General features: G+C 40.3%; 18 protein-coding genes and 1 pseudogene. 13 read left to right on the top strand and 6 right to left on the bottom strand.

What is annotated here, in order from left to right; genetic code table 11:
- Positions 1-132: 132 nt before the first annotated feature.
- The 11 genes from polA to ytxC all read left to right on the top strand — a co-directional run bounded on the left by polA (position 133) and on the right by ytxC (position 12,534).
- Entirely contained in the window at positions 133-2,760 is a 2,628-nt protein-coding gene (gene polA / locus ACE1TI_RS03930) for a DNA polymerase I (protein ID WP_375006277.1), read from the top strand.
- Between the two features lie 15 nt (positions 2,761-2,775).
- Positions 2,776-3,606 carry a DNA-formamidopyrimidine glycosylase gene (mutM, locus tag ACE1TI_RS03925; protein ID WP_375006276.1) on the top strand — a complete coding sequence of 277 codons (831 nt, stop codon included), beginning with the start codon at positions 2,776-2,778 and terminating at the stop codon, positions 3,604-3,606.
- Between the two features lie 78 nt (positions 3,607-3,684).
- Positions 3,685-4,332 (top strand): sporulation membrane protein YtaF, encoded by a 648-nt coding sequence (ytaF, locus tag ACE1TI_RS03920; protein WP_375006275.1) that lies wholly within the window; start codon positions 3,685-3,687, stop codon positions 4,330-4,332.
- 71 nt (positions 4,333-4,403) lie between these two features.
- Positions 4,404-4,997 carry a dephospho-CoA kinase gene (coaE, locus tag ACE1TI_RS03915; RefSeq protein ID WP_375006274.1) on the top strand — a complete coding sequence of 198 codons (594 nt, stop codon included), beginning with the start codon at positions 4,404-4,406 and terminating at the stop codon, positions 4,995-4,997.
- A 439-nt stretch (positions 4,998-5,436) separates the two neighbouring features.
- Positions 5,437-6,465: a glyceraldehyde-3-phosphate dehydrogenase gene (locus ACE1TI_RS03910; protein ID WP_375006273.1), complete on the top strand. Its 1,029-nt coding sequence runs from the start codon at positions 5,437-5,439 to the stop codon at positions 6,463-6,465.
- A 325-nt stretch (positions 6,466-6,790) separates the two neighbouring features.
- Positions 6,791-7,258: a transcriptional regulator NrdR gene (gene nrdR / locus ACE1TI_RS03905; protein ID WP_375006272.1), complete on the top strand. Its 468-nt coding sequence runs from the start codon at positions 6,791-6,793 to the stop codon at positions 7,256-7,258.
- A 70-nt stretch (positions 7,259-7,328) separates the two neighbouring features.
- Positions 7,329-8,747: a replication initiation and membrane attachment family protein gene (locus ACE1TI_RS03900; RefSeq protein ID WP_375006271.1), complete on the top strand. Its 1,419-nt coding sequence runs from the start codon at positions 7,329-7,331 to the stop codon at positions 8,745-8,747.
- An 11-nt stretch (positions 8,748-8,758) separates the two neighbouring features.
- Entirely contained in the window at positions 8,759-9,691 is a 933-nt protein-coding gene (dnaI, locus tag ACE1TI_RS03895) for a primosomal protein DnaI (protein WP_375006270.1), read from the top strand.
- 150 nt (positions 9,692-9,841) lie between these two features.
- Positions 9,842-10,951, top strand: coding sequence for a cyclic dehypoxanthinyl futalosine synthase (gene mqnC / locus ACE1TI_RS03890; protein ID WP_375006269.1), 1,110 nt, complete (start codon positions 9,842-9,844; stop codon positions 10,949-10,951).
- Between the two features lie 88 nt (positions 10,952-11,039).
- A complete protein-coding gene (locus tag ACE1TI_RS03885; protein WP_375006268.1) occupies positions 11,040-11,294 on the top strand; it encodes a DNA alkylation repair protein in 255 nt (84 codons plus the stop codon).
- Between the two features lie 379 nt (positions 11,295-11,673).
- Positions 11,674-12,534 (top strand): sporulation protein YtxC, encoded by an 861-nt coding sequence (gene ytxC / locus ACE1TI_RS03880; RefSeq protein ID WP_375006267.1) that lies wholly within the window; start codon positions 11,674-11,676, stop codon positions 12,532-12,534.
- 278 nt (positions 12,535-12,812) lie between these two features.
- On the opposite strand, the pseudogene ACE1TI_RS03875 reads toward ytxC, so the two are convergent.
- The 5 genes and pseudogenes from ACE1TI_RS03875 to ACE1TI_RS03855 all read right to left on the bottom strand — a co-directional run.
- A pseudogene (locus tag ACE1TI_RS03875) lies at positions 12,813-13,046 on the bottom strand (thioredoxin family protein); the annotation flags it as partial.
- 186 nt (positions 13,047-13,232) lie between these two features.
- The gene (locus tag ACE1TI_RS03870; RefSeq protein WP_375006266.1) at positions 13,233-13,631 is read right to left on the bottom strand and encodes an FGGY-family carbohydrate kinase; all 399 of its coding nucleotides are present in this window, start codon (positions 13,629-13,631) and stop codon (positions 13,233-13,235) included.
- A 75-nt stretch (positions 13,632-13,706) separates the two neighbouring features.
- Entirely contained in the window at positions 13,707-14,234 is a 528-nt protein-coding gene (locus ACE1TI_RS03865) for an FGGY family carbohydrate kinase (RefSeq protein WP_375006265.1), read from the bottom strand.
- The gene (locus ACE1TI_RS03860) at positions 14,162-14,473 is read right to left on the bottom strand and encodes an FGGY family carbohydrate kinase (protein ID WP_375006456.1); all 312 of its coding nucleotides are present in this window, start codon (positions 14,471-14,473) and stop codon (positions 14,162-14,164) included. Before ACE1TI_RS03860 ends, ACE1TI_RS03865 begins: the two co-directional genes overlap by 73 nt.
- Entirely contained in the window at positions 14,425-14,547 is a 123-nt protein-coding gene (locus ACE1TI_RS03855; protein ID WP_375006264.1) for a hypothetical protein, read from the bottom strand. The genes ACE1TI_RS03860 and ACE1TI_RS03855 overlap by 49 nt, the downstream gene beginning before the upstream one ends.
- Positions 14,548-14,781: 234 nt before the next feature.
- On the opposite strand from ACE1TI_RS03855, the gene ACE1TI_RS03850 reads away from it, so the two are divergent.
- Together ACE1TI_RS03850 and ACE1TI_RS03845 are read left to right on the top strand one after the other, a co-directional pair.
- Entirely contained in the window at positions 14,782-15,534 is a 753-nt protein-coding gene (locus ACE1TI_RS03850; protein WP_375006263.1) for a LysM peptidoglycan-binding and 3D domain-containing protein, read from the top strand.
- Between the two features lie 845 nt (positions 15,535-16,379).
- Positions 16,380-16,706 carry a hypothetical protein gene (locus ACE1TI_RS03845; RefSeq protein WP_375006262.1) on the top strand — a complete coding sequence of 109 codons (327 nt, stop codon included), beginning with the start codon at positions 16,380-16,382 and terminating at the stop codon, positions 16,704-16,706.
- Positions 16,707-16,973: 267 nt separating this feature from the next.
- On the opposite strand, the gene ACE1TI_RS03840 is transcribed toward ACE1TI_RS03845, so the two are convergent.
- A partial coding sequence (locus ACE1TI_RS03840) for a hypothetical protein (RefSeq protein WP_375006261.1) occupies positions 16,974-17,230 on the bottom strand: 257 nt, incomplete at its 5' end.

Here is a 17,230-nt window from a genome sequence, read left to right as displayed (position 1 = left end):
TTTCGCTGTACAGACTGACGGTAAGACCCACAGAAGCGGTCTGCTGCTGTGGAAGTAAAAAAACCTGGTGTGGTAAAATGTATTAGGATTAAACGTGTTACGAACCATTTTAGATAGAGAGGAGCTTTCTCATTGAGCAAGCTTGTTTTAATTGACGGAAATAGTATTGCGTATCGGGCCTTTTTTGCACTTCCGCTGCTAAATAACGACAAAGGTGTTTATACAAACGCCGTCTACGGGTTTACAACCATGTTATTAAAAGTGCTCGAAGAAGAAGATCCAAGTCATTTACTTGTGGCGTTTGACGCAGGCAAAACCACGTTTCGCCACAATACCTATGATGAATATAAATCTGGACGGCAAAAAACTCCTTCAGAACTTTCTGAACAGCTGCCTTTAATTAGGGAAATGCTAGATGCGTTTAACATTTCTCATACAGAATTCGAAAATTATGAAGCAGATGATATTATTGGTACGTTGTCAAAGCAGGCAGAAGAACAAAAAGGCTGGGATGTCAGGGTTTATTCTGGTGATAAAGATTTACTGCAGCTCGTCTCGGACAAAACATACGTTACTCTTACAAAAAAAGGGATCACTAATGTAGAAACATATGACATACAAGCAATTCATGATCGGTATGGAATTAAACCGGAACAGATAGTAGATATGAAAGGACTCATGGGAGACAGCTCTGATAACATTCCTGGGGTACCAGGCGTTGGTGAAAAAACTGCATTAAAATTGTTAAAACAGCATGGATCGGTAGAAGAAGTATTGAAATCTATTGATGACATTTCAGGGAAAAAAATGAAAGAAAGACTAGAAGAGAATAAAGAGCAAGCTCTAATGAGTAAGGAATTAGCCGTGATTTTTAGAGAAGTTCCTTTAGAAATAAAACTCGATGCGTTAAAGCGAAAAGAGTTGGATACAAAGGCTGTAACAGATCTGTTTAAAGAACTGGAATTTCAATCCCTTCTTAGTAAATTTGACGATGTAGAAGAAGAAAAACAAGAGCTAGAGGATATTGCCTACGAAAAGGTTGAAACCATCTCAAAAGAGATACTTGCCAGTCCTTCTGCTCTAGTGGTAGAAGTGCCAAGTGAAAACTACCACCATGCTGATATTTGGGGGATTGCGGTCGTTAATAAGATGGGCCGGTATTTTATACCGCTTGATACGGCCATTTCGTCAGAAACTTTTCGAGAATGGGCAGCAGACGACTCTAAAGAGAAATATATGTTTGATACGAAGCGCGGCCTAGTGGCTTTAGGGTGGAAAGGCATTACGCTTGCCGGTGTGACGCATGATATGTTGATTGCTTCATACCTAATTGATCCATCGGTCTCTTCTCACAGTATCGCAGATATTGCAGTAAGGAAAAACAAACATATTGTTAATACGGATGACGCAGTCTACGGAAAAGGTGCAAAACGAGCTCTCCCGGATGAAGGTTCTCTGGCTGATCACCTGGTTCGAAAAGGAGAGGCCATCTTTTCTTTGAAAAGCATATTAGAAGAAGAGTTAAAGAAAAATGAACAGTATGATCTTTTTACAAAGTTGGAAATGCCGCTTTCTATAATTCTAGGCAAGATGGAAACAACTGGTGTTCAAGTAGATAAAACACAGCTTGAAAAAATGGGAGAAGAGCTGGATGTCAAACTTCATGAACTAGAAAAAGAAATTCACAAGCTTGCAGGTACGGAATTTAATATAAATTCTCCCAAGCAGCTGGGTCCGGTACTGTTTGAAAAGTTGAACCTTCCTGTGATTAAGAAAACAAAAACAGGCTATTCAACTTCAGCAGATGTGCTGGAAAAGCTCGAAGACCAGCATGAAATCATTCCTAAGCTTTTATTATACCGGCAGGTTTCGAAACTGAAGTCTACTTATATTGAAGGCCTTTTAAAAGTAATACATCCAGAAACTAGCAAAATTCATACGATATTTAATCAGGCGATAACACAGACCGGCCGGCTTAGTTCAACCGAGCCGAACCTGCAAAACATCCCGATTCGTCTTGAAGAAGGACGCCGGATCCGAAAAGCGTTTGTACCTTCAAAAGAAGGCTGGACGATTTTAGCAGCAGATTATTCACAGATTGAACTTCGTGTGTTAGCTCATATTGCCGGTGATCAGGGGCTGCTTGAAGCATTTCAGAAAAACATGGATGTTCACACAAAGACGGCAATGGATGTCTTTCATGTCAAAGAAGAAGAGGTTACTTCCAACATGAGACGAAGTGCTAAAGCGGTAAACTTTGGAATCGTTTATGGTATTTCAGATTATGGCTTATCTCAAAGCCTTGGGATAACTAGAAAAGAAGCACAGGAATTTATTAACCGGTATCTCGACAGCTATCCAAATGTAAAAGAATATATGGATGATGTCAAAGAAGAAGCCAGAGAAAAAGGTTACGTGACAACATTATTAAATCGCCGCCGCTATCTGCCGGAAATTACGAGCAGAAACTTTAACCGCCGTTCGTTTGCAGAACGCACAGCCATGAACACCCCCATTCAAGGAACAGCGGCTGATATTATTAAACAGGCAATGGTCGATGTAAGTGAGACGTTAGAAAAAGAAAATTTAAGCAGTCGTTTGCTGCTTCAAGTGCATGATGAATTAATTTTTGAAGTGCCTGAAGAAGAAGTAGAAAAAATGAAAAAGCTCGTACCTAAAGTGATGGAACAAACAATGATGCTCGATGTACCTTTAAAAGCGGATGTTTCTTACGGATCGACCTGGTATGATGCAAAATAAGGAGAGAAAGAAACAATGCCGGAACTTCCGGAAGTGGAGACAGTAAGACAAACATTATCAAAGCTGGTTAGAGGAAAAAAAGTAGAACAAGTGGAAGTGTCTTGGCCTAAAATAATAAAAAAGCCAGATGATACGGAAGCATTTTGTCTGCTTCTGCATGGGCAGGAAATTCAGCACATCGGACGCCGGGGAAAATTTTTAACCTTTCAGCTTGATGACTATGTGTTAGTTTCCCATCTGCGGATGGAAGGAAAGTATGAAATGGGAGATGGCTTAGATCCTGATAAACATACTCACGTCCGATTTTTCTTTTCAGATGGAACAGAATTAAGATATAAGGATGTACGAAAATTTGGCACGATGCACTTATTTCCAAAAGGAGAAGAAATAAGTGCCCTGCCGTTAAGCCAGCTAGGCCCAGAACCTTTTGAGGACCCGGCGTTTACTTCTGATTATTTGAAAGAAACATTCCAAAAAACAAGCCGAGACGTAAAGACGGTTCTGTTAGATCAGCGGGCGGTGGCCGGGCTGGGAAATATTTATGTTGATGAAGCTTTATTTAAAGCAGGAATACGTCCCGATGCAAAAGCTTCCGAATTATCACACAGCCAAATGAAGAAGTTACATGCAAAGGTCGAGGAAACGATCGAAAGTGCTGTAAAAAAAGGAGGAAGTTCTGTACGCTCTTACGTAAACGGAAATGGAGAGATGGGAATGTTTCAGCTTGAATTAAATGTATACGGGCGCCAGGGGGAAGCTTGTACCGTGTGCGGCAGTGAAATATTAAAAACCGTCGTTGCCGGCAGGGGAACGCATTACTGCTCCTCGTGCCAGCAAATTGTTTAGATTCATAAAGGGAAGTAACACCGAATGGGCTCTTTCCATATACTGTCATAGACGCAGACAGGGAGGAGCCCATCTCCTATGACAGAGCTTATTTCTTTAAGTTTGTTGGCATTTGCAGTAAGTGTAGATAGTTTTGGAGCTGGTTTGGCATATGGATTACGCGGTCTGGAGCTGCCAGTAAAATCTCTTTTATTTATTGGCTTTTGTTCTGGATTTTCCGTTTTAATAGGAGGATCTGCAGCCACGCTGCTTTCAAAGTATGTGCCATCAGCAATAACAGAAGCAATGGGAGGCGGTATTTTAATTCTTATCGGTATATGGGCACTGAGTCAAGTGATAAAGGATAATAAATCTTCTCCAATAGAGGGAGATTACCCATCTCTATCGAAAGAAGATAAAAAGAAAAAAGGCATGCTTTCCCAAGTAGTAAGTATTATTAAACGGCCGGACGAAGCAGATATGGACCGTTCTGGCAGTATCAGCACCAGAGAAGCTGCATTTTTAGGAGCAGCGCTGTCATTAGATGCTTTTGGTGCTGGCATTGGAGCATCTTTACTGGGATTGTCTCCTTTTATACTAGCAGGAGCTGTCGCCTTCATGTGTGCTGTTTTTTTAACAATTGGAATGAAAGGCGGAAAAAAACTAGCAGCATTTGAAATAGTGCAAAAATTATCATTTTTACCAGGAGTACTTCTTATTTGCCTGGGATTATGGAATTTACATTAAATAGAAAAGGAAGAGGACTTGTGCTTTACACTCTTCCTTTTCACGTGTTTTAAGAGAGGAGGGGGTTGGCTGTGATCATTGGCTTAACAGGTGGGATTGCAAGTGGAAAAAGTTTAATAGCCGCCCAATTTGAGAAATACGGAATACCTGTTATCGATGCAGATAAAATTGCCAGAGAAGTAGTAGAACCGGGAGAAGCTGCTTACGAAAAAGTAGTAGAACAATTTGGAATAGAGATCCTGGAAAAGGATGGAACGATTGCTCGAAAAAAACTAGGACGAGCTATTTTTGGAGATACCATAAAGCGGCAAACTTTAAATCAAATTATACATCCGGCAATCAGGCAGCGCATGCTTGAAAAGAAAAACCAATATGAACAGGAAGGCTATTCAAACCTTGTGTTTGATCTTCCATTATTAATTGAAAACAACCTACAGTTTATGGTAGACAAAGTGTTGTTAGTATACGTGGATGCTGCCGTTCAGAAAAACAGATTAATGGAAAGAGATCAAGCGGGAGAAGAAGATGCGAAAAACCGCATAGCCTCTCAAATGCCGTTAGAAGAAAAAAAAGCATATGCGGATGCTGTGATTGATAACAATCAATCAAGACAGCAATCGTTAGCTCAGCTTGAAAATATATTAAAAGAATGGAAATTAATTTAAACATAGAATGCTCTGGTTCGGGGATTTCACCGGCCGGAGCTTTTTTAAAAGGTAATAAAGCATTTAATTTTAGGCGCTTTGTTGCCCAGCTTCACCGCCCATCCTCGCGGAGGCCCATGTGGAAGGAACTTCTGCTAAAGGCGTGAATGTCCTGTTCACAACGCAGAAGCCACCACATCCTGTGGAAGTAAAAGCGCCTTTATTGCCTGGAGAACATTTACCTGCGAGGGCTCCCAGGATGGGAGTAGTTCGGCGTTGTCACAGGAGGTGACGATATTAGCCGAACGTTATTTAAATCAGGACATCTTATTTTTGAGGGCTTTTGCGGTTTTCTAAAAAAAATTCAAAATTGAATAGTACCAAAATGGTTTAATGTGATATACTAATTTTATAAAAGGGATTAATTAGTATATCATAAATTGCAGGGAGGCTTTTCTATATGAGAGCAAAGGTAGCAATAAACGGATTTGGACGGATTGGCCGAATGGTCTTCCGAAAAGCGCTAACCGATAATTCATTGGAAGTGGTTGCAGTAAATGCCAGTTATCCTGCTGAAACACTAGCTCATCTAATAAAATATGATTCCATTCATGGTGTATTTGATAAAGAAGTGGAAGGAAAAGATGATGCCCTTTATGTTGAAGGAAAAAAAATACATCTTTTAAGCGACCGAGATCCAAAAAATCTTCCCTGGAAGGAATTAGGGATAGATGTAGTAATAGAGGCGACCGGAAAATTTAAAACAAAAGAGAAAGCATCTCTTCATATTGAAGCAGGAGCTAAAAAAGTGGTGATTACAGCCCCAGGAAAAGAAGAAGATGTGACAATTGTGATGGGAGTCAACGAACATGATTACAATCCAGCTGAACATCATGTTATATCAAACGCATCCTGTACGACAAATTGTCTTGCACCTGTAGTAAAAGTTCTCGATCGTTCGTTTGGAATTGAAAGCGGTTTGATGACAACCGTCCATTCGTATACAAATGACCAGAAAAATATAGATAATCCACATAAGGATCTTCGTCGTGCAAGAGCATGCGGGCAGTCAATCATTCCAACATCTACTGGAGCAGCGAAGGCTATTTCAAAAGTCCTTCCAAATTTAAATGGAAAAATGAACGGCATGGCGTTAAGAGTGCCGACACCTAATGTGTCACTTGTAGACCTTGTTGTGGATACGGAAAAAGAAGTCACAAAAGAAAGCATTAACCGTGCCTTTCAGCAAGCGGCTCAGTCAGACCTGGAAGGAATATTGGCTTACACAGAAGATCCGCTTGTGTCAGTAGATTTTAATGGCAACGAACATTCCTCTATCATTGATGGATTATCGACAATGGTAATGAATGACAGGCAGGCGAAAATCCTGGCCTGGTACGATAACGAATGGGGATACTCCTGTCGAGTTGTAGATCTGGTTCGTTATGTCGGCAAACAAATATACAAAAAATCAATGGTAAGCGCATAATGAAATAATGCAGAAAGTTTTTGAAGGAGTTGTCTTGATAAAGGCAGCTTCTTTTTTCATTCAAGCACCTGGCTGATAATATATGATTTGCAGTGTTAGACATTCGCTGTTTGCTGATGTACTTTATGGTTAGGAAGTATCTTTCCAATGTGTTATCGGAAATGGTATGATAGTAGATATAAAAATGAGCGTAAAAAAGCCGGATTCTAAGTATACACTGAAAACACTACATCCGTGTATCTTGGAAGATTACGGTAAGAGTACGGTTCAAAGGATGCTGAAGTAATTATTGTAAAAGCCGGTTTTTAGTGGAGATGATAAAAATATGCTTTGCCCAGCTTGCCACTCTCATGCCACAAGGGTATTGGATTCAAGACCAAGCAATGAAGGAAAATCTATTCGAAGGCGACGTGAATGTGACAGCTGCCACTATCGATTCACTACTTTTGAAATTGTGGAAGAAATTCCACTCATTGTAGTAAAGAAAGAAGGAACGAGAGAAGAGTTCAGCAAAGAAAAAATATTGCGCGGTCTCATTCGAGCTTGTGAAAAAAGACCAGTAGCCTTAGAGACGTTGGAAGAGATTGTGAATGACGTTGAGCAGCAGCTGAGAAGCGAAGGTAAATCAGAAATTAAAAGTGAAGACATTGGTGAGATGGTAATGGAGAGGCTTGCTGGTGTGGATGACGTAGCTTACGTTCGGTTTGCTTCGGTGTATCGGCAATTTAAAGACATAAATGTTTTTATAAATGAATTAAAAGACCTAATTAATAATGATAATGAAGAAAAGTAAGAGGAGCTTAAGGAAAAGAACCTAAGCTCTTTTTTCCACGCTTTTTACACTGTTAGGAGGGGAGGCCGCCATGATTCACTGGACTGAACTATTACCTGTTGACCGCTATTCGGTTCGAACAGCAGATCAGCTAGGAGATAGAGAATATAAGACGCTGCAATTATTATATCAGCCTTTAACTGGTACATTGGCTGTTTCATTATATAATATGTTGTGGAGCAAGCTGGAAAAAGATTGTTTTTGGAGCGGAGAAGCAACTCATCATGAACTGATGGCGATGCTGAACCTCCCGCTCGATGATATATATGAAGCAAGGCGTATTTTAGAAGGGATCGGGCTGTTGCGGACTTTTCGCCGGCAGGAAGAAAAATCAACGTTATTTATTTATGAATTACAGCCTCCCATGACTCCTGCCCAATTTTTTCAGAATGATGTTCTGAGTGTTTTTTTGTATAATAAGCTTGGTAAAGATCGATATATACAGCTGAGAAGCCGATTTTTAATTGAAGCAGTTGATGAACGAGCTTATACCGAAGTGACCGCTTCATTTAATGATGTCTTTTCTTCCTTACAATATTCTGAAATAAAGCCGCAGTACCACAGCTCATCTTTAGAAGAACACCACGATTTTAAAGGAAATTATTCTTCGCAAGATGTTCATTTCAACGATCATGTGTTTGATTTCGATCTATTAAAAGCGGATCTTCCGGCTTTTATTCATGCGGATAAGGTATTAAACGAGCAGGTGAAAACAATTATTCGGCGTCTGGCATTTGTGTACAGGCTCGACCCATTAGAAATGAGCAGAATCGTGCAGCAATCTCTTTCTAAAGATGACAAGCTAGATCAAGAAGAGCTGCGTCAGAAAGTACAAGATTGGTATCGTTTTGAATATGGCAGTGAACCGCCGGCCCTTGGTCTGCGAACACAGCCAAACAAATACCGTACGATGCTGGAAAAAGAACCAACTACGGAAAAGGAGAAAATGATTCTTTTTTATGAACAAACTTCTCCATTAACTTTTCTAGAAAGTATATCGGACGGTGCGAAGGTGCCGCTTTCGGATGTGAAGCTGGTGGAGTCGTTATTATTTGATTACCAGCTGCAGCCTGGTGTAGTGAATGTATTAATAGACTACGTGTTAAAAACAAACAATATGAAACTAAATCAAAATCTTGTTCAAAAGATAGCCGGACACTGGTCGAGGAAACATATTCATACCGTGAAAGGGGCCATGAATTTAGCCAAACAAGAATACAAAGCAAGAAAACAGTGGCAGAGTGGAGGGAGTTCAGAAGTCAATTCATCAGGACAAGCGCGGTCTTTCCGCCCGTATGTTCGAAAGGATAAACTGCCGAAATGGCTTGAAAACGGGACACAGCAGGAAGAGAATTCGGCACAAGAGAAATCAAATAACTCTAATCTTAAAGAACAAAAACAGCAGTTTGAGGAAATGCTGAGACTGCGCAAAAGCAGCCGGCAAAAATGAGGTGACCTAACATGGAATCTATCCGGTCGTCTTTAGAACGTTTTATGAAGAACAAAGATTGGCGGCACAGGTATGACAAATTAAAGCAGGAAGTGCTCTCCTACCCGCGGATTAAAGAGTTTTTCGAAGAACATCCTGAATGGACGCAAAAAGAGCTTGAACCGTACTTGATGAAGCTTTTTGAGTACAAAAGAGAAAGGCAGAATTGTGATGTATGTCCAGGTCTTACAGAGTGTCCTAATATGATGCAGGGGTACCAGCCGGATCTTAAAACGGAAAAAGGCCAGCCTTTAGTAACGTACCACCCTTGCCGTTTAAAAAGACAGGCCGATGAACGAAGAAGACAGCAAGCTCTTATTAGAAGTATGTATATACCAAAAGAGATATTAGAAGCAACATTTGATGATATCGAGCAGGATCATGCAAGCCGTTTGTCGGCTAGTAATCAATGCTTGAAATTTGCTCTGCAGGCACAGCCTGGAGAAGATGCAAATGGTTTGTATCTTTATGGAAAATTTGGTGTCGGTAAAACCTATATGATGGGCGCGATTGCCAATGAATTAGCAGAACGAGATATTCAAACTATGATGGTGTACGTTCCGGATTTTTTCAGGGAAATGAAACAGGCTCTTTCTGATGGATCCGTACAGGAAAAAATAGATAACGTAAAGAATGTATCAGTTTTAATTTTAGATGATATAGGGGCAGAAACGACGTCAGCGTGGGTGCGTGATGATGTTTTAGGAGTTATTTTACAATACCGCCTTATGGAAAAGCTGCCTACGTTATACACGTCGAATTATGATTATGAGGAACTTGAAACGCATTTGTCCTATTCCCAAAAAGGCGGTATAGAGCAGTTAAAAGCTAAACGTATTATGGAAAGAATTAAACACCTGACAATACCTGTTTTCATAGATGGCAAAAACCGCCGTGAAATGTAAATTTCATCTCTTTATACTGGGAAAACCTTAGGAAATTATGATAGGATAAATTTAGTTCCAGATTTTATAGTATATGTGTAAGGTACAGCCTGGGAAAAGCCGGGATGAATCTTATACGGGTTCCCACTCTTTATTAATGGGGGTTTTGTAATGAGTATAGATCCAATTCTCACCCGTGCGTTAAATGGTGAGCGTTTAACAATGGAAGATGCTGTTCGATTATATGAAAGTGATGAAATAGAAAAAATGGGAGCAGCCGCTAATGAAGTAATGAAAAAATGGCATCCCGATCCTGTGACAACTTTTGTCATTGGCCGAAACGTTAATTATACCAACTTCTGTGACACGTACTGCCGCTTCTGTGCCTTTTATAGAAGACCGGGCTCTGAAGAAGGATATGTTCTGTCTGATGAAGAAATTTTTAAGAAAATCCAGGAAACCGCTGATGTCGATGGCACAGAAATTCTTATGCAGGGTGGAACCAATCCTGACCTGCCCTTCAGCTACTATACGGATTTACTGCGCGAGATTAAAAAACGTTTTCCAGGCATTACCATGCACTCCTTCTCACCGGCAGAAATTTACAAGATGGTAGAAGTGTCCGGACTTTCATTGGAAGAAGTGTTAAGACAGCTGCATGAAGCCGGATTGGATTCTCTTCCGGGCGGCGGTGCAGAAATACTTACCGAAGAAACCCGCAAAAAAGTTAGTCGTTTAAAATGTACCGGAGAGCAATGGATCGATTGTATGAAAACAGCGAAAAAAGTTGGCATGCACGGAACCGCCACAATGGTAATCGGCTTGACCGAGTCGAATGAAGAACGGGCTCTTCACTTGCAGAAAATACGGGATGCACAGGATGAAAGCAATTGTTTTCTTGCCTTTATTTCCTGGACATTTCAGCCAGATAATACCAATATGAAAGGTGAAATTATTTCGCCTGAGGGATACTTAAGAAACGTTGCGATTTCCCGGTTATTCTTAGATAATATACCTAATTTCCAATCATCATGGGTCACGATGGGGCCGGAAACTGGTAAACGTTCTTTAGAGTTTGGCTGTAACGACTTTGGCAGCACGATGATGGAAGAGAATGTAGTATCCGCTGCAGGAACGACATACAAGGTAAACACGAATCAAATATTGCAGCTTATTCGTGAAGCCGGCAAAATACCAGCGCAGCGTGATACCAAATACAATATTCTGCGCCGCTTTGACGGAACGTCTACAGCTGAAAAAGATTTCGTAATGCAGAATTAATCGAGAAAATATGATTTTTAAATTAAAACGTTTTTTTTATTAAATAAATAAAAAATTGGGCAAAATAGTCATTAAGGAGGTGGCTGTTTTGACAAAGGCATACTTGTGCCCCAATTGTAAAACAAACCGGTCACGTTTTAATATTATTGAACAAGTTGCAACCCCTGTTAAATTAGATCCGCAGTCTGGAGAAGTGGTTCAACAATACACAGATGAAGAGTTGGAAGTATTTCATATCGCATACAATGGTCCGAATCTTAAAGTGCAGTGCGGGGCCTGCGGATTAATTGAAGATGAAAATACATTTATCAAACACGCCGAACACAAGCAAAAAATAAAGTAAACCTGGCCTTCCGGAAGAAATTCCGGAAGGTTTTCCTATTTCGCAATGTTTTTAGGCATGTTTTTCTTTTTCTTTCCATAGGTATAAAAACAGAGCAGAAGATAGTGGCAGTAATAAGGTCTAAAGGGATCAGCCTCACAGTAAACAAGCTGTAACGTTAAATATTCTAATGGGGGCACTCTTATATTGTGGATTGACACGCCGGCAAGGTGGCAGAGGCGTAGATGCACTTATACTATCTCCGTTTTAATATTGTTCATTAGATAGTATAAAACGCCACGTTCTGTGGCAATGACGGCATTGTACGTCCTGTACATTGAATGCCGTAGTTTTAACAGTGTAAAAATGTGATGCCTTGTGTGCAGGGGGGAATGAAGGATTGTTCTCAATTGGTTTTGCGTGTGAAACAGATAGTGAAGTTGTTTTTGATTGGTTCCATAAAGAAAAACAGAATTGGGAGAGTAAAGGTATATACGCAGGTGAGGTATACAAACATAAAGAAAGGATATTATGGGATTTTCACGGTACCGAAGACCAGTGGCAGGAAAGCATGATACCTTACCTTGCGTCCTCTCTCTGTGATTACATGATTGAAGAAAAAGAACTGCATTGGGTCAAAGAATATATCGAACAGACCTTTTTATACAAAGAAGAAGCCCAGGCTATTACAGAGATTGCTCATTCTCTTTTAGAAGGAGAAAGAGAGGAAGTGCCAGAAACGAATCTATTACAAAAACGAAAACATTTTGTTTATCATGAATGGACAGAAGAAATAAAAAATAATGAGGACATAGAATGGGCGCCCATGCTTACATTTCGTCTTGGTAATTATCATCAGCTTCTCATGAAAGCGGCCTCTGCAGCGATTGACGAATATAAGTGGGAGCAGGAATACCAAACGATGATTGAGGCCTGCCGCCATTATTTAAAGCATACATCGTCGTTATGTTCCGTCCTTCATGTCTTATTAAAAGAAAAACCCATTTTTCTTGATGAAAAACTAAGGCCGGTAGATCAATGGACGAGACTTCATCATTTAGAACCGGCCCTGGTTTTTGAAAAAAGCCTTCCGTTTGAGTATATGGCAGTCAGTCCCGCTGTAAGTCTGGCACCTAAAGAACTTCATGTATATGCTGATGGTGAGGAAGGTACCGTACAAACCTTTGAAATGATTTTTCAAGAAAAACTCATTTCACATCCAATAACCGAGTGGCCTTTGTGGTCTTCCAAAAACAATTAAAGGTATATTACGAGAGCTCCTTATGCTGGAGCTTTTTTCATTGTTTAGGAAATTTGTTTTTACAAGTTGTGGATAACTATCTCCAAATTGTTTGATCCGCGTCTAGCTTCAGTGCCCAGCCTCTCGGAGGCCCAAGACGGTTTAAGGAACTTTTACTAGAATCGCGAACATCGTGTTCGCAACGCAGAAGTCACCACATCCTGTGGAAGTAAGAGCGCCTTTAGTGATTGGAAAACATTTACCTGTCGAGGCTGACCAGGGCGCTTGCGCTTTTGTTCTTAGTTATAATCATCTTCCAACAAACCTTGGTGCAATTTGTTCACTTTTTCTCTGAAATCATTGATATGTATAAAACGAGCATCCCTAAACATTTCCTTACCGTCGGCATACATAATTAAAAAGGGTACAGTAAACACCGAAAAGAATCCAGCTGTTTCTGTTACTTTTTCAGCATCTACCTTGGCTGTTTGAATACGCGGAAATTCTTTTAAAACTTCCTCAACCTGGGGAAGAAGAGCATGACAAACACTTCAATGGGCTGCAAAAACATAAATAAAACTTAGTTTATGGTCTTGAATAAATTGATCAATTTCTTCAATGGAATAAAGCTCATCCATATTATCACCTTCCCTTATTATTAAATAGAACCTGCGAATGAAGCTGCTGCTATTGGATTTCTTTATTATTTGGATATAGTTTTAAATATTGATTATCCCCTTCATTATAGACAATTTGGTTGTTCTGATCCGGAAGGTACATATGAACTTTTTCACTGTTGATATAGTCATTGATAAAACCTTCGTAATCCAGCCAAGATAATAAAAAGCAGTAGAGGCTATTCCGACAGCTGGTAAATACTTACTATTTTCCGGAACCATCACTATTTGATTGGTAATATCAGCAAGTATCTGGCACCATGTTCTGTTTTTTGCACCTCCGCCGATTAAGGTAATAGTGCCTTTCATGTCAGATAACAGTGATTTGGCGATTTGACGCAAGGAATAAAAAATTCCTTCCACAGCAACTCTCATAAAGTCTGCTTGCGACGTGTGAGGTCCGATTCCCCAAAATATTCCTTTCGCTTTGCTGTCCTGCACAGGGAAGCGTCGCCATTCAGGTATGGAAGAAAAAGAAGACCATTCGCGCCTGGTGCAGTGCTCCAAAGAATGTTTTCAAACTCCCTTATAACTTCCATTATTTAAAAAAATCTTTTTTGTCCATTCATACACATTTCCAACATTTAAGAGCGGGGCAATCGAAATATTCATTCCCTTTATAACATGAGCCAATGTGAAAACCCCAGGACTTGATGGTGTATTCTTTTTCGTTAGTACTGCGGTCCAACCGGTAGTACCGATGTAGAAATAACTGTCACCTTCACAAACAGCTCTAGCTCCGAGCGTACTTGCCCCAGCATCTCCTGCTCCGCAAAGTACAGGAGTCTGATCTTTAAACCCGCTATTTTCTTCATTCATATATCCAGCCAGTTCATTAGGCTCTAATAAGGCAGGAAGGGAAAATTCTGCACATTCTATTGATTCTAGCAGGCCGGGATGCCAGTTTCTGCTTTGAATGTTCATCATGCCGGTAGTGGCTCCTGTTACACAGTCTGTCACAAGAGAGCCGGTTAATTTATAAATAAGATAATCTTTTGCACTGAAAATACCGATGCCGGTTTTTCTCCTTTTTTCTTCATCCATAGAAGTTTCGCAAAAGGTGTCGAAGGAGCTGTACGATTAGCTGTAATCTTTCTTAAATCAGGAATATGTTCTCTGATCCAAGCTGCTTCTTTTTCTGCTCTCATATCTGAGTACAAAATAGCACGTTCTGTGTTTTCTCCTTCTCTAATTAAAATGACATTTTCCATTTGTCCGCTGAATGTCACAGCTTTTACCGACTCAGGGTTAATGTCGTTTTCCTCAAACCATTTTTTCGTAATAGCCAGAAGTCCAGCCCACCATTCTTCCGGATTTTGTTCTTTTTAGTTGATGTGCCTGCAGCAATATATTCCATGGCAGCCTCCTTGAAACTTCGACTGTTTATAGCCATTTATTTATCTAATATAGAAAATAATTCTTCTGTTGTTAGTAAGTACGTATCTATTTTCTTATTGTAACACTGCTTGGTGCTATGAAATATTTCGCTGCGGTAATGACAGTGTAATAGAAACGGAAAAGGGGTGATACACTCTTGTAATATACCTATGATAAATTTACTATTGTTGGATATATAAGGGAGTGAATTATTATGAAAAAACTAGTTACAGCGACTACAATGGCTATTGCGTTATTTGTTGGTGTGTCAATGGAGGACGCTGATGCTTCTAGTACATATACAGTTAAAAGCGGTGATACATTATATCAGATCGCATTAAACCATAATGCTTCTGTATCAGAACTGAAGAGCTGGAATAATTTATCATCTGATATTATTTACCCGAACCAGGAACTGAATGTTACAGGAAGTGAAGCTGTTGCTTCTGCTTCGTCTCAATCAGACGGTGCGTCTAGTGCCTATACTGTCAAAAGCGGGGATACGTTATACAAGATAGCAACAAAACACGATATTTCTGTGTCAGAACTGAAGAGCTGGAACAATCTATCATCCAATACTATTCATCCCAATCAAGAACTTACTGTGACAGGAAGTGCCTCTGTTTCTTCTAGTTCGTCTGAAAAGAATACAAACCAGCAATCGGAACAAAAAGCTGATCGTGAAATGACGTTTTCATCTACCGCATATACAGCAAATTGCAGCGGCTGTTCTGGTGTTACTGCTACAGGTATTAATTTGAAATCAAATCCGGATAAAAAAGTGATTGCGGTGGACCCGGATGTTATACCGCTTGGAACAGAAGTATACGTTGAAGGATACGGTACTGCAGTTGCAGGTGATACAGGCGGTGCAGTAAAGGGAGATAAAATTGACGTATTTTTCTCAGATCGCAGTGAAGCTCTGCAGTGGGGGCGTAAGAAAATAAACATTAAAATTCTTCAATAAAAAATCTGCTGTTTCAAAAGCTTTGTTTATTATCAGCTTTTGAAACAGTTTTTTATTTTACAGAAGAGGTCAATTCTGTAACTGATGTTTCCTATCATTAAGTTACTTCTCTTCGATTGTTTCAGTTTATGGTATGGCAGCAGGCCAAGTTTTTCTAAAAAGGTTGATTTTCCTTTAAACTCTTTCTATAATGACTACAGAAGAACTAATTGTTATGAAATATGCTTAGAAAAGGACATGGGGAACATTTTCTCCTTTAGGACAGAGAAGAAAGCCTCGGCTGAAAGCTTTCTGTAAAGGGCTTGTTTCTTACCACCTTGGAGCAGCAGCGCTGAACAAAGGTTCGTAGATATATGCTATTGAAAAGAACCTCTTCATTAAGCGCTGACGTCTGCCGGTCGTTATCCCGGCCTTGAGATCAGGTAAGGTTTATTACGGCTTTCCTGTAACAAGGGTGGAACCGCGTATGTCAATCACGCCCCTTCATGGAGAAGGGGCGTTTTTTATAGTGCGCCCGGCATGTCTAACAGCTAGGTGGTGCAAGTCCACTACAGGCTTGGCAGTAGGAACTGTTAGCGGTAGGCAAGGGTGTCCATCGTGAGGTGGAATCTGAAGGAAGCCGGATGCAAAATCCTGAGGTGACGAACAGGAACTAGATAGAAGGCTGAATAGGGACGGATGAGTTTGCTGTACAAAACAAAGTCCAATACTGCCCGAATCCCTTACAGTAAATCCAGCACCTACATGGGAGGAAAGTGGTTAGACTTAACCGGAGAGGTCTTAACAGGGTTCCCGACAAGAGGGAAGGAATTTCCCACAGGAACAATCATACCAGTGATGGTGTGATGAATGTTAAGAAGTCAGCAGAAGCCATAGTAATCCAAAAGGATGAAGGGCTGAACGATAGTAATCCTGGAAACAGTGGAGGTGAGAAGCCAATAAAGGCTCCGCTGGGGTCGGATGAGATGAAAGTGGATGACCTTTTCGGTTACCTTACGCTACACAAAAAAGAACTTATCCAACAAATAAAACAGGGCTCTTACAAGCCACAACCTGTCAAACGTGTGGAAATACCGAAGCAAGACGGAACAAAACGCCAAACTTGGAGTACCAACCGTGCTGGACCGCTTTGTTCAACAAGCGATCTTACAAGTCATAGAGAAGATTATTGATCCAACATTTTCCGACTGCAGCTTTGGTTTCAGATCAATGGATCAGACGCAGAATAAGGCAAATCATATGGAAATGCTGGAAGAAAGTGAAGACAAAAGAGTCTGATAAAACTTAAAGTTCCTAAACCAAAGGCTTGGGAGTGGGCAAACACACGGAAAGGGTACTGGCGTATCGCATGTAGTTATGTTCTACACAGAGCCATTTCAAATGAGATTCTCGAAAAAGTCGGTTTAAAAAATCTAAACCGACTTTTCGAGAAAGCACACTCAAACTATTGAACCACCGTATACGGAACCGTACGTACGGTGGTGTGAGAGGACGGGGTTAACCACCCCTCCTACTCGATTGGGGCTGTCCCATAAGTCGGGTCGGCTAAATTTTTTAATTAACTCCAGCTGAAATACACGTAGACTCCCTCCGGAAAGGTTGATATACCAGTGGTTAAAAGGTAAAAAAGTTTCTTTAAAAAATTTTTTGTTATCAAAGACCACCAAATCCTTCCGTTGAATGCAGGAAGTGGTAA

The organism is Alteribacillus sp. JSM 102045 (assembly GCF_041949975.1).
Taxonomy (GTDB): domain Bacteria; phylum Bacillota; class Bacilli; order Bacillales; family Marinococcaceae; genus Alteribacillus.
This window is presented reverse-complemented; position numbering and strand designations above follow the sequence as displayed.